The organism is Stenotrophomonas sp. NPDC047960 (assembly GCF_043204395.1).
GTDB lineage: Bacteria > Pseudomonadota > Gammaproteobacteria > Xanthomonadales > Xanthomonadaceae > Stenotrophomonas.
The window spans coordinates 368,609-381,759 of the sequence record NZ_JBIDBX010000001.1 but is presented as its reverse complement, the minus strand read 5'-3'; the positions used below and the strand labels follow the sequence as shown (position 1 = coordinate 381,759).

The window sequence follows — 13,151 nt, the reverse complement described above, 5'->3', positions numbered from 1 at the left end:
TCAACGCCTCAGGGCATTGAGGCCGTACACCACCCAGCCCAGCATCAGCGCCGTACCGCCTACCGGGGCCAGCCCGGTGTTCAACTGCGCGAGGGCACCGGCAACCAGACTGCCCGAAAACAACAGCGTGCCCAGCAACAGCACGTACAGCGCCAGCTTGCCCACGCTGTTCTGCTGGGTGGGGCCCAGCACCGCCAGCGCCACGCCGTGCCCGAACGCGAACAGCGCGGCGGTGTTCACGTGCGACTGCGCAAGCGGTTCGGCAATACCGTGCGAGGCGTACGCCGACAGACCCACCGCCGTAGCCGCCAGCAGGCCGCCCAGGCAGGCCAGCAATGAAGGTTTACGCGCGCGTCGTTCCAGGTTGAGCATGGCTGCATCTTCCTCCAAAAAAAAACGCGCCGCAGGAAGCGGCGCGTTTTCTGTTCTACGTTACATCCGTGGCAACCGTCGGTTTACTTGACGGCCCAGTAGATGTCATACGTACCTTCCTGCGTGAACGACTTCTCCAGGCCGCCGTTCCAGGATTCGTATGGACGATCGATCACTTCGTTGCCGCTGGTCACAGCCCAGGCACGCAGTGCGTTGCGGGCGATGTCCAGGCCGGCCATGTGACCGGTGTACTTGGCATGGGCGGTACGGTGCGGGGCAACGTGCACGTACTTGACCGGGGCACCACCGTCGATCTTCACCGTCAGGGCTTCAGCCGAAGCGCCCGTCGAGCCCTTCTTCTTGACCGGCTGGGCCACGTCGAAGGCGTACTTTTCCTGACCGAAGTCAGTGGTGATGATGCGGAACGGACCGGCGGCTTCGAGGTCATTGGCCTCCATCACGCGCTTGATCCACTCCTGGTTGTCCTTGATGGACTTGGTGATGGTCGCTTCGCCGCGGTCGACGTTGCCGGCGGTGACCACCAGCAGGTCTTCGGCCGGGGCATCGATGACGGCCAGGTCGGTCAGCGGGGCTTCGGCGGTGCGGTAGTCGACGTTCGGCACGGTGGCCAGCATGTTGGCCATGCGCGACAGACCCAGCTTCAGGTCGTCACCCACGTGACGGCTGACGTACAGGCCGGCGTAACGACCAAACAGGTTCCAGCCGTACTTGATGCTGTAGTCCTGGGTGATCTTGACGTTGCGCCCACCCTTGCCGGTCGGCTCAAGCGCGAAGCTGGTCTTCTTGTCGTGGCCCTTGGTCTGGTCCTCGATGGCGATGACCACGCGCTTGTTCGGCTCGGACTCGGTGATCGTCCAGCTGCCCTCGCCCAGCGACGATTCCTTGGAGGAATAGTCCAGACGGGCACCGACACCGGCGGCGGGGCCGGAGTGCTTCAGTTCAACGGCGGGATCGCGCAGGACGAGGGGGTTCCAGTCCTTGAAGCGGCGCAGGCTGTTGACCGTGTCGTACACGATCGTCATCTTGCGGTTGGTCTCGATGCTTTCGGTAATGTGACGCTCGCCCGGCAGCACAACGCCAATGATGACGAACAGGCCAGCCACGATCCCCAAGGCGATCAGGAACTCGATAATACGGGTCATTCAGGAGTCTCCGGGGCCGATCCCACGGCCGGGTTGATTGAAGCGAAGCGCCAATCCTAGCAGGCTTCGCGGGTGTTATGGATCAGGATTGGCGCACCGGTTTCCATACCGGCAGCGGTTTTGAATAGACAAGGAGCGGAAAGATAGCGCATCGCGCGGGCCAGCATGTGGCCGTTGGCCATATTTATTTGCCGGTTTCGTCAATGTGGCCTGCGGCGACCGCCGCAGGCCTTGCCACACAAGGCTTTCAACTGGCGTTCATGTTTACACCAGCTGCAGCTCGAATGCCTTCAGCACGGCCCGAGTGCGATCGCGCACGCCGAGCTTGGACAGGATGTTGGAGACGTGGTTCTTGATGGTGCCTTCCGCCACGCCCAGCGAATTGGCGATCTCCTTGTTGGAGAATCCGCTGGCCATCAGCCGCAGGATCTCGGTTTCGCGATCGGTGAGCGGATCGGGCCGGTCCAGGCTCACGAACTCGTTGCGCATGTGCTCCAGCCCCGACAGCAGGCGCTGGGTGACCGCCGGCTGCACCAGCGAGCCGCCATCGGCCACAGTGCGGATGGCACCGACCAGCTGTTCCAGGGTCACGTCCTTCAGCAGGTAGCCCTTGGCCCCGGCCTTGAGGCCGGCCAGGACCAGCTGGTCGTCGTCGAAGGTGGTCAGGATGATGGTTGGCGGCAGCTGGCCCAGCCGCGACAGCATCTGCAGCGCCTCCAGCCCGGACATCACCGGCATGCGCATGTCCATCAGCACCACGTCGGGGCGGATCTGCGGCACCACCTCGACCGCCTGGCGGCCGTCGGCGGCTTCGGCCACCACTTCGATCCCGTCATCCAGCGCAAGCAGCGAGCGGATTCCCTGCCGCACCAGGGTTTGGTCGTCGACCAGGCAGACGCGAATCATCAACGCACTCCTTCCAGGATGGCACCCAGCATCAGCACTGGCACGCCGGGGACCGAGGCGCGCAGGCGGAAGCCCTGACCCCGGTGGGTTTCGATCTGCAGCTCACCGCCGCATTGTTGCAGGCGTTCACGCATGCCGCGCAAGCCATTGCCGATGACGATGCCATCGGCGCCCACGCCATCGTCGTGCGCCTCCACCACCACCTGCCCCGGGGGCTCGCGATGTACCTGGATCCACAGGTTGCGGGCCCGGGCATGGCGCACGGCGTTGGTGATGATCTCCTGGGTGCAGCGCAGCAGCACGTGGGCCTGTTCGGGATCTTCCACGCTCAGCGGCTCTTCGATGTCCAGGTGGATGGCCAGCGAGGGGACCTGCTCGGTCAGCGGGCGCAGCGCGGCAGCAAGGTCGATGGCACCGCTGTCGCGCAGCTGGCTGACCGCCTCGCGCACGTCGGTGAGCAGCAGCTTGGCCAGGGTGTGGGCCTGATGCACATGCTCCTGGGCCTGGCCCTCGGTGATGTGGCCGGCCACTTCCAGGTTCAGGCTGAGCGCCGTGAGGTGGTGGCCCAGCAGGTCATGCAGCTCGCGCGAGATCCGGGTGCGCTCGTTGACCCGGGCGCTTTCAGCCAGCAGCACGCGGGTGGCGCGCAGCTCGGTATTGAGCCGGCGCTGTTCCTCGCGGGCATCGGTCTGCTGGCGGGCGACCAGACTGGTCACGAAGATGAACATGGAGAAGCCGCCGTACAGCAGCGACTGCATGATCGCCTCGAACAGCGAAAACGGCAGGAACAGGTAGTAGACAGGTGCCACTGCCAACTGGCTCACCAGCAGCCAGATCACTCCGACCCGGGCCGGCAGCATCCATGGGATGACGCCGGCGGCCACCATCATCAGGATGCTGCCCAGGCCCGAGCCGCTGAGAAAGCTGACGGCCAGGGCGGAAATGGTCAGCAGGACCAGGATGGCGCGGTCGTACCAGGCCGAATGGCCGCCGTTGCGCAGACCGCGGGTCAGCCACAGGTAGCCGCCACCGAAGGCCAGGTAGGACACGAACAACAGCAGGGGGGGCACGTCGATGCCGCCGCTGCGGCGCACCGCTTCGTACTGCGAATAGACCAGCGGCAAGCCGAGCATGACCCAGGTGAACAGGCCGGCCAGTCGCAGTACTCGGGTTTGGCTGAGGTATCCCAACATGGACGCATCTTAGGCTGAACCCGCGCCGCTGCACCCGGACATAAGTCATGGCCGGCCTGTGCCCTGCCCGGCCACCCATGCAATAATCACCGGCAGGGCCCCTAGACGGGCCAACCGCGTTACCCCACGGAGTCACAATGTCGATTGTCATCCGCGACGTGCGCGAGCACGAGCTCGATTCCGTCCTGGCCCTGAACAACAACGCCGGCCTGGCCATCCTTCCGCTGGATGCCGCCCGCCTGCGCCTGTTCTATGAAACCGCTGAGTATTTCCGCGTCGCCGAGCGCGACGGCAACCTGGCCGGCTTCCTGATCGGTTTTGGCAGCGACAGCCAGCACGACAGCAGCAACTTCGCCTGGTTCAAGCAGCACCTGACCAGCAAATTCTTCTACATCGACCGCATCGTGGTGGCCAGCCGCCGCCGTGGCGGCGGTGTGGGCCGGGCCTTCTACGCCGATGCACAGAGCTATGCCGAGCTGCGCTATCCGCAGCTGACCTGCGAGGTGTTCCTGGACCATGGCGCCGATGCCGCGCTGCTGTTCCATGGCAGCTTCGGCTTCCGCGAGGTCGGCCAGAACAACATGCCGCACGTGGACGTGCGGGCCAGCATGCTGCTCAAGGATCTGTGCAGTTACCAGTGGGTGCACGACACCTACGGCGACGCGTTGCCGGACGTGCCCTGGGTGGGCCATCGTCGCGAGCCGCTGCGCGCGCATCGACCGACGGGGACCTGAGGTGGCGGCGAACATGGATTTTGAACAGGCCGGTGAACTGAAGATCGGCCAGGTGGGCATCGCCAACCTGCGCATCCGCACCCTGGATGTGGAACGCCTCACGCGCGAGATGCGCGACCGCGTGGCCCGCGCGCCCAAGCTGTTCGGCCGTGCGGCGGTGATCCTGGATTTCGGCGGCCTGAGCCAGATGCCCGATGTGGCCACGGCCCAGGCGCTGCTGGATGGGCTGCGCGGTGCCGGCGTGCTGCCGGTGGCGCTGGCCTACGGCAGCACCGAAACCGACCTGCTCTCGCAGCAGCTGGGGCTGCCGCTGCTGGCCAAGTTCCGCGCCCAGTACGAGCGCGCCGAGTCGGAACCGACACCTGCGCCCGTTGCGCCGGCGCCCACTGCGGAACCCGCCCGCCGCGCGCGTGCGACCGCGCCTGCGCCGGCCGCCGCGGCGGACACGGGAAATGCGCCCAAGCCGGGCCGCATGCAGACCAGCAACGTACGTTCGGGCCAGCAGCTGTATGCAGAGAACTGCGACCTGACGGTGATGGCCACGGTCGGCGCGGGCGCCGAAGTGATTGCCGATGGCAGCATCCATATTTACGGTACGCTGCGGGGCCGCGCCCTGGCAGGTGCCCAGGGCAACACCACGGCACGCATTTTCTGCCGTGACTTCCACGCTGAACTGGTCGCCATTGCCGGCCATTACAAGGTACTGGACGATGTCCCGGACACCCTGCGCGGCAAGGCCGTGCAGGTGTGGCTGGAACAGGACCAGATCAAGATCGCTGCGCTGGACTGACGCGGCAACCCAACAGAATCATCAGGAGAAGTCCTTTGGCTGAAATCATCGTAGTCACCTCCGGCAAGGGCGGCGTCGGCAAGACCACTTCCAGCGCAAGCCTTGCATGTGGCCTTGCGCGCAGGGGCAAGAAGGTGGCGGTGATCGACTTCGACGTCGGCCTGCGCAACCTCGATCTGATCATGGGCTGCGAGCGGCGCGTGGTGTACGACTTCGTGAATGTCGTGCACGGCGAAGCCACGCTCAAGCAGGCCCTGATCAAGGACAAGCGCTTCGACAACCTGTACGTGCTGGCGGCTTCGCAGACGCGGGACAAGGATGCGCTGACCCAGGAAGGCGTGGGCAAGGTGCTGAAGGACCTGGCCGCGGACGGCTTCGATTACATCATCTGCGATTCGCCGGCGGGCATCGAAAAGGGTGCGTTCCTGGCGATGTACTTCGCCGACCGCGCGGTGGTGGTGGTGAACCCGGAAGTGTCGTCGGTGCGCGACTCGGACCGCATCATCGGCCTGCTGGATTCGAAGACGCACAAGGCCGAATCGGGCCAGAACGTGCCGGCGTTCCTGCTGTTGACCCGCTACAGTCCGGTCCGTGTCGAATCGGGTGAGATGCTGAGCATCACGGACGTGGAAGAGGTGCTGGGACTGAAGGCGATCGGCGTGATCCCGGAATCGGGCGACGTGCTGAACGCGTCCAACAAGGGCGAACCGGTGATCCTGGATGCAGAATCGCCGGCAGGCCAGGCATACGATGATGCGGTCTCCCGCATCCTCGGCGAAGAGCGCCCGATGCGCTTCACAAACGTGGAAAAGAAGGGCTTCTTCAGCAAGCTGTTCGGAGGGTAAGCATGGGCCTGTTCGATTTCCTCAAGACGAAGAAGACCACCGCCGAAACGGCCAAGAACCGCCTGCAGATCATCATCGCGCAGGAACGCAGCCACCGTGGCGGCCCGGATTACCTGCCGCTGCTGCAGCGCGAGCTGCTGGAAGTGATCAAGAAGTACGTGAACATCGACGCGGACGCGGTCAAGGTAGACCTGGTCAAGGATGGCGAGCACGACGTGCTGGACATTTCGGTGGCGCTGCCGGAAGGTCCGCAGCAGCCCTGACCGTACAGGCCCCTTCCCCACCGGGAAGGGGCGCAGGACGACACGTCATGAACACCGCCGCCGAAACAGAACCGCAGGTTACCCGGGTGGGCGACATCGCCTTCGCGGATGCGGCGGCCCTGCTGGCCCGCCACGCGCTGCAGCTGCACCACGTGGCCGATGGCGCCCCGATTCCGGGCAGTTACTGGGGCGAGCCCGAGGCGGGCATCATCGCCAGCGACGTCTATGTGCGTAACGACACGCCGGTGCACTCGATGCTGCACGAAGCCTGCCACCTGATCGTGCTGCCGCCCGAACGCCGCGCGCTGGTGCACACCGACGCGACCGATTCGGTCCCCGAAGAAGATGCCACCTGCTACCTGCAGATCGTGCTGGCCGGTCAGTTGCCGGGCGTAGGCAGCGCGCAGCTGATGGCCGACATGGACGCCTGGGGCTACACCTATCGCCTCGGCTCCACGCGCGCCTGGTTCGAACAGGACGCCGAAGATGCTAAAGCCTGGTTGATCGAACGCGGACTACTCGCCGCGTAACGCCGCACGCGGTCAATGTTGGCTGTTGGCTGTTGGCTGTTGGTTGTTGGTTGTTGGTTGTTGGCTGGTGGCTGGTGGCTGGTGGCTGGTGGTTGGTGGTTGGTAGGGTCGGTCGTCAGACGACTGCCGATACGAATGATCGGCACGGCGACGCATTGCACCGCGGCGAAGAGACGATCTTGGCGGTCTCTGTCCACGCGTAGAGCGCTGGCTGTTCAGTTCCCCCCGCGCGGTGCGAGGACGGGGATGCCCTGGCCGGACACGCGTGAACCCATCCATGGGGCTTATCGCAGCTTGCTCGTGTGCGCTGTCCTGCGCACACGGCAAGACCGGGGTTGGGCTCCTGCCCAACCCGTCGGGCGTATACGCCCGACCCATGCTGCTCAAAGTCCGGCCAGGGCATCCCCGCCCTCGCCCCCTCAGTTCTCTGCGACGACCGGACAGGAGATCAAAAACCTCTCGCTGGCCCGCACATTCGCGGCTGCGGCTCAGCCACGCATGGCGTGGCTCTACGGCGCAGTAAGGCGCTCGACCAATTGCTATCTGCCTTTGACTTCCTTTCCGCCGACGCATCACCGTCTGGGGGAGCGGGATGGAGGGGGTAGCGGGGCTTTGAGCAGCATGGATGCTGCGATAAGCCCCATGGATGGGTTCACGCGTGCCCCGCTACCCCCTCCATCCCGCTCCCCCGCGCGCGAAAAATCGAACAGCCAGCGCCTTTCGCGGCGAGAAGTCAGCCCCCAGCCAACGCCCGCAACGTAATGCCCACGATGTAGGCGAGATACGTACCCGTCGCATAGCCCATAGTGCCGAGCAGCACGCCAACAGGCGCAAGAGACGGATGGAAGGCAGCCGCAACCACAGGAGCCGAGGCCGGCCCGCCGATGTTGGATTGTGAGCCGATGGCGAAGTAGAAGAACGGCACCTTGAGCGCCATGGCCAGTGCGAGCAGCAGCACGATGTGCACGGCGATCCAGATCAGGCCCAGTGCGAACAGCCACGGGCGTTCCAGCAGGGCCAGCAGGTCCATCTGCATGCCGATGCAGGCGATCAGGAAGTACAGCAGCAGCGAGCCCAGCTTCGAGGCGCCCGCGCCTTCCAGGTTGCGCGCGCGGGTGAAGCTCAGCGCCAGGCCGCAGGTGGTGGAGATCACCACGACCCATACGAACGGCGCGTCCAGGCTGAACTGCGACGCCCAGGCCACGTGGCCCTTGAACCAGGCCGATACCGGGCCGGCGATGGCGTGCGACAGGCCCACCGTGCCGAACGCTACCGCCACGATCAGCATCAGATCAGTCAGGCTGGCCACGCGTTCGTGTTCGGCCTGGAATTTCTCGATGCGCAGTTTCAGCTCGTCGATCGCAGAGGTATCCGCGCCCGTGCGCGCGTCGATCTTCGCCGCGCGGCCGGCCATGAAGATCAGCACCGCCATCCATACGTACCCTACGCCCACGTCCACTACCGCGAACTGGCCGAAGGTTGTGGCGTTGACGTCGAATACTTCGCGCATGGCCAGCATGTTCGCGCCGCCGCCGATCCAGCTGCCGGCCAATGCGGCCATGCCCGCCCAGGTATCGCCCGCGACCGTTTCCGGGTGCGCCCACTTCATCAGCATGAAGGCCACCACCGCACCGATCATGATGCTGAAGGATGCGCCCAGGTACATCACGATCAGCTTCGGGCCCAGCCGCAGGATGCCCTTGATGTCCACCGCCAGCGTCAGCAGGACCAGCGCGGCCGGCAGCAGGATGTCGCGTGCGATCGGGTTGTACAGGCTGGTGTTCTGCCCGTCGATCAGGCCCACCGTGTTGTAGATGCCCGGAATCATGTAGCACAGCAGCAGCGCCGGCACGAAGGTGTAGAAGCGCTTCCACAGCCCCGTTTCACGTGAGGCGGTCCAGAACACGGCACCCAGGGTGGCGGCGATGAGGCCGAAAACTACGATGTCGTTCTGGATCAGAGCGGGTGCTTTCACGGAATGGAGCGCCTGGAATGGGGTGCGCGCGTGCGCGTTGGGTAACCACATATGAAAGCGCCGCCTTGCGGCGGCGCTTTGCACATCACTGCCCGATGTGCTGCTTCAGCCAGCCGTTCACCGTGTCGTGCCACTGCACGCTGTTCTGCGGCTTGAGCACCCAGTGGTTCTCGTCCGGGAAGTACAGGAACTTCGACTCGATGCCTTGGCGCTGCGCGGCGGTGAATGCGCCCAGGCCCTGTTCGACCGGAATGCGGAAGTCGAGCTGGCCGTGGATGATCAGGATCGGCTTCTTCCAGTCCGCCACATGGTTGACCGGATTGAACTTCTCGTAGTTCTGCGGCTTGGCGAACGGCGTGCCGCCCTGCTCCCACTCGGTGAACCACAGCTCTTCGGTGGCGTACCCCATCATGCGCTGGTCGAACACGCCGTCATGGTTGACCAGGCACTTCCACGGCTCGTTCCAGTTGCCGGCGATCCAGTTGACCATGAAGCCGCCATAGCTGGCGCCCAGCGCGCACGCCTTGTCGCCGTTGAGGAACGGGTACTGCTTCTGCGCCGCTGCCCAGCCCTTCTGCAGGTCTTCAAGCGGGCGGTCGCCCCAGTGCTGGCTGATCGCATCGGTGAACGCCTGGCCGTAGCCGGTGGAACCGTGGAAATCGATCATCACCACGGCGTAGCCCTGGCCCGCGTACGTCTGCGGGTTCCAGCGGTAGCTCCAGCCGTTGCCGAAGCTGCCCTGTGGGCCGCCGTGGATCAGGAACGCCACCGGATAGGTCTTGCCTTCCTGGTAGTTGTAGGGCTTGACCACGTAACCGTGCACGGTTTCGTTGTTCCAGCCCTTGAACTGGAACTGCTCGTAATCGCCGAAAGCCACGTCCGGCAACATCTGGCCGGCGCTCGGGGTGATCTCGCGCGGGCTGCTGCCGTCGGCCTGGGCCACCACGATCTGGTCGCCGCTCTTCAGGCTGTTCTTCGTATACGCCAGCGTGCTGCCGGCGATCACCGGCGAGCCGATGCTGCCGCCTTCGGCGACCACCGTGGCCTTGCCGGTGGCGATGTCGATGTTGAACAGGCGGTGCTCGCCCAGGTCATCGGCCGCGGTGTAGAAGCTCTTTTCGTCCTGCGACAGCACCACTTCACCGGCCGAACGGTCCCAGTTCGGGGCGATTTCGCGGGCCTTGCCCGAGGCCAGGTCGAGCGCGATCACGCCGAAACGGTCCGCCTCGAAGCCCGGGCGCTTCATCGCGCGGTAGTACAGGGTATTGCCGTCGGCGCTGAACACCGGGCCGGCATCCCAGGCCGGGTTGGCGGCGGTCAGGTTCACCGGGGCCTGCTTGCCCTCGGCATCCAGGCGGTACAGGTCGAAGTTGGTCGACCACGCTTCTTCGCGGCCGGCCACGCGGATGCTGGCCACCACGCTTTTGCCATCCGGCGCCCACGTGAAGTCGTCATTGCCGCCGAACGGCTTGGACGGCGCATCTCCCGCCAGCGTGGCGCTGATCGCCGAGGCGCCCTTGACCGCAGCGGCCTTGGCGGCCGGCAGCGGGGCCACGAACAGGGTGTTGCGACGACCGTCGTTCCAGGTGTCCCAATGGCGCACGAACAGGCTGTCGAACACTTCACCGGTGTTCTTGCGCGCCTTGTGCGCGTCCAGCTTCTTGCTGGTGCAGGCCAGGTCCGAACCGCAGTCCTGGAACACGCCGGCGCTGAAGGCCACGCGGTCGCCCTGCGGCGAGATCTGGAAGCTGTCCACGTCCACCGCGAAATCGGTCAGCTGGCGCGGGGTGCCGCCGGCCAGCGGCATCGAGTACAGCTGCTGGCTGCCGCCCTTGGCGCTGAGGAAGTACACGGTCTGGCCATCGGCCGACAGCGCGGCCGAATTGACGTTCCAGCCGGCCGGGGTGAGCGGCTTGGGCGGGGCCGCATCGCGGGTGCGCAGGTTGCGGATGAACAGGCCGGTGCTGGCCTTGCTGTCACTGCCGAGTACGCGCTTGGCGAACACCACGTTGCCGCCATCAGCGGTCAGCAGCGGGGCCGAAACCCGATCCAGCGCGATCATGTCGCGCACATCCAGGCCACGCGTGGCGGCCAGCGACGGCAGTGCGGTCAGCAGGCACAACGGCAACAGGGCGTAACGAAGCTTCATCGGGTTCTCCGCGGAACGGCAAAACGCCGATGGTAATGTCGTAATCACGCCTCACGCAAAGGCCACACGTCATGGTGGGCTTGACGCAGGAGGAGCCCCCCTTGAGTCAAGGGGGGCGCGGCGAAGCCGCGGGGGATCTGGGTGATGGTGACGAGGGGGCCCGCGCTTTGCAGCGCAAAGCGTGGGGCTGCTGCGGATTACGCGGCAGCTTCCCCCTTTTTCCCGGTGCGGTAGATCAGCCAGCCCACCACGAACAGCACCGCCAGGCCGATCCACTGCGCGGCCGGCAGGTGGAACGGCACGGCCAGCACATCGGCGCGGCTGCTGAGCACGATCGGCACGGCAATGGCGATGCCCATCAGCGCTTCACCGGTGATCAGGCCGGCGGCAAACAGCACGCCCGGCTTGTGGACGCGGTCGCGGCCTTCTTCATCGTCGGCGCGCACCTTGTGGAAACGCTCGACCAGGTAGGCAATCAGGCCGCCCAGGAAGATCGGCACCATCAGTTCCAGCGGCAGGTAGATACCGATGGCGGCGGCCAGCACCGGCACGCGGAAGCGGGCGTTGCGCGACTTCAGCCAGCTGTCCAAGGCGATGATCGCCGCACCGACCACGGCACCGATGCCGATGAAGGTCCACGGCAGTTCACCGCCGAACAGGCCCTTGGCTACCGAGGCCATCAGGTTGGCCTGCGGTGCGGCCAGCGCGTTCGGGTGCAGCTCCGACTTGACGCCGATGCCGTACGCCGTGGCCAGCAGGTTCAGCACCGGCGCCATGATCAGCGCACAGGAGAACGCGCCGATGCCCAGCATCAGCTGCTGCTTCCACGGCGTGGCACCGACGATGTAGCCGGCCTTGAGGTCCTGCAGGTTGTCACCGCCGACCGCAGCGGCACAGCACACCACCGCGCCGATCATGATCGCGGCCACCGCACCGAGCGGGGCACCGCCGACGCCGACCGGGGTCAGCCCGTCCTTGCCCAGCAGCACCACCAGCACGGCCGAGGCGAACAGGATGGTGGAGATGGTGATGCCCGAAACCGGGTTGTTGGACGAGCCGATCAGGCCGGCCAGGTAGGCCGAGACCGAAACGAACAGGAAGCCGGCGACGATCATGATGAGGGTCATCGGGATCGAGACGTGCCACTGGCCGACGATGGCCTGGTACAGCGCCAGCAGCGGCAGGGTGAAGGCCACCAGCGCCACCAGCATCCACTTCATGGGCAGGTCGCGTTCGGTGTGCGCCAGCGCCGGACCGCTGCTCTTGCGCGCGGCGGCAAAGCCGCTCTTGACGCCGTTGAGCAGCGACTTGCGCAGCGAGATCAGGGTCCACACGCCGCCGATCAGCATCGCGCCCACGCCCAGGTAGCGCATCTTCGCGCCCCAGATGGCGAACGCCGCCTCGGTGGACGAGGCGGTGGCGATCGACGCGGCCAGGGCCGGATCGGTGTTCATGAAGAACGCCTGGTACAGCGGAATGGCGATGTGCCAGGTCAGGATCGAGCCGGACACCACCACGATGCCGACGTTGAGGCCGACGATGTAGCCCACGCCCAGCAGCGCCGGCGACAGGTTGGTGCCGATGAACGCGGTGATCTTGGAGCTGCCCACGTAGGCCGAGGTGGCCCAGGCATCGGGAATCAGGCGCATGCCGCTTTCCGCGGCCAGCTTCACCACCGCGCCGATCACCGCCGACAGGCCCAGGATCTTCAGGCCCGGGCCCGGGTTCTCACCGGCCTTGAGCACTTCGGCCGCGGCCTTGCCTTCCGGGAACGGAAGCGGGTCTTCGACGATCATCGAACGCCGCAGCGGCACTGAGAACAGCACGCCCAGCAGGCCGCCCAGGCCGGCGATGCCCAGCACCCACCAGTACTTGAAGTCCGGCCAGTAGCCCATGATCACCAGCGCCGGGATGGTGAAGATCACACCCGCGGCGATCGACGAACCGGCCGAAGCGCCGGTCTGCACGATGTTGTTTTCCAGGATCGTGCCGCCGCCCAGCAGGCGCAGCACCCCCATGGAGATCACCGCCGCCGGAATGGCCGTGGCGATGGTCAGGCCTGCGAACAGACCCAGGTAGGCGTTGGCCGCCGACAGGATCACCGCCAGCACGATGGCAAGCACCACCGCGCGGAATGTGAGCTGTCTGGGCGCAGCGTCGTCGTTGTTCATGGAAGCCCCTGCTGGCAAAAAATCCTGTCAAACCTAGCCTTCATGCCGTGGTAAGGCAAG

Annotated in this window: 12 protein-coding genes; 5 read left to right on the top strand and 7 right to left on the bottom strand. The window is 65.7% G+C overall.

Annotation, left to right across the window (positions count from 1 at the left end; genetic code table 11):
- From ACGFZ3_RS01990 to ACGFZ3_RS01975, 4 genes are all read right to left on the bottom strand, one after another.
- On the bottom strand, nucleotides 1–372 hold the full coding sequence (locus ACGFZ3_RS01990) for a DUF423 domain-containing protein (RefSeq protein ID WP_392915693.1): 372 nt from the start codon (nucleotides 370–372) through the stop codon (nucleotides 1–3).
- A gap of 83 nt (nucleotides 373–455) precedes the next feature.
- Nucleotides 456–1,535: an SRPBCC family protein gene (locus ACGFZ3_RS01985; RefSeq protein WP_392915690.1), complete on the bottom strand. Its 1,080-nt coding sequence runs from the start codon at nucleotides 1,533–1,535 to the stop codon at nucleotides 456–458.
- Nucleotides 1,536–1,799: 264 nt separating this feature from the next.
- Nucleotides 1,800–2,441, bottom strand: a complete 642-nt coding sequence (locus ACGFZ3_RS01980) for a response regulator transcription factor (RefSeq protein WP_038689731.1) — start codon at nucleotides 2,439–2,441, stop codon at nucleotides 1,800–1,802.
- A complete protein-coding gene (locus ACGFZ3_RS01975; protein WP_392915687.1) occupies nucleotides 2,441–3,634 on the bottom strand; it encodes a sensor histidine kinase in 1,194 nt (397 codons plus the stop codon). The genes ACGFZ3_RS01980 and ACGFZ3_RS01975 overlap by 1 nt, the downstream gene beginning before the upstream one ends.
- Nucleotides 3,635–3,771: 137 nt before the next feature.
- Here ACGFZ3_RS01975 and ACGFZ3_RS01970 point away from each other — a divergent pair, with 137 nt between their 5' ends.
- From ACGFZ3_RS01970 to ACGFZ3_RS01950, 5 genes are read left to right on the top strand one after another with little or no spacing between them, the layout of a single operon-like run.
- Nucleotides 3,772–4,368 (top strand): GNAT family N-acetyltransferase, encoded by a 597-nt coding sequence (locus ACGFZ3_RS01970; RefSeq protein WP_095363412.1) that lies wholly within the window; start codon nucleotides 3,772–3,774, stop codon nucleotides 4,366–4,368.
- 13 nt (nucleotides 4,369–4,381) lie between these two features.
- Complete coding sequence (gene minC, locus ACGFZ3_RS01965; protein WP_392915683.1) at nucleotides 4,382–5,158, top strand: septum site-determining protein MinC; 777 nt, start codon at nucleotides 4,382–4,384, stop codon at nucleotides 5,156–5,158.
- 35 nt (nucleotides 5,159–5,193) lie between these two features.
- Entirely contained in the window at nucleotides 5,194–6,003 is an 810-nt protein-coding gene (minD, locus tag ACGFZ3_RS01960) for a septum site-determining protein MinD (protein ID WP_392915680.1), read from the top strand.
- 2 nt (nucleotides 6,004–6,005) lie between these two features.
- On the top strand, nucleotides 6,006–6,266 hold the full coding sequence (minE, locus tag ACGFZ3_RS01955) for a cell division topological specificity factor MinE (protein ID WP_068850125.1): 261 nt from the start codon (nucleotides 6,006–6,008) through the stop codon (nucleotides 6,264–6,266).
- Nucleotides 6,267–6,313: 47 nt separating this feature from the next.
- Nucleotides 6,314–6,796: a hypothetical protein gene (locus ACGFZ3_RS01950; RefSeq protein WP_392915677.1), complete on the top strand. Its 483-nt coding sequence runs from the start codon at nucleotides 6,314–6,316 to the stop codon at nucleotides 6,794–6,796.
- A 733-nt stretch (nucleotides 6,797–7,529) separates the two neighbouring features.
- Here the strand turns inward: ACGFZ3_RS01950 and ACGFZ3_RS01945 are convergent.
- From ACGFZ3_RS01945 to ACGFZ3_RS01935, 3 genes are all read right to left on the bottom strand, one after another.
- On the bottom strand, nucleotides 7,530–8,771 hold the full coding sequence (locus ACGFZ3_RS01945) for a DUF819 domain-containing protein (protein WP_184125277.1): 1,242 nt from the start codon (nucleotides 8,769–8,771) through the stop codon (nucleotides 7,530–7,532).
- An 85-nt stretch (nucleotides 8,772–8,856) separates the two neighbouring features.
- Nucleotides 8,857–10,920 (bottom strand): prolyl oligopeptidase family serine peptidase, encoded by a 2,064-nt coding sequence (locus ACGFZ3_RS01940; protein WP_392915674.1) that lies wholly within the window; start codon nucleotides 10,918–10,920, stop codon nucleotides 8,857–8,859.
- 197 nt (nucleotides 10,921–11,117) lie between these two features.
- A complete protein-coding gene (locus tag ACGFZ3_RS01935; RefSeq protein ID WP_392915671.1) occupies nucleotides 11,118–13,091 on the bottom strand; it encodes an OPT family oligopeptide transporter in 1,974 nt (657 codons plus the stop codon).
- Between the last annotated feature and the right edge of the window lie 60 nt (nucleotides 13,092–13,151).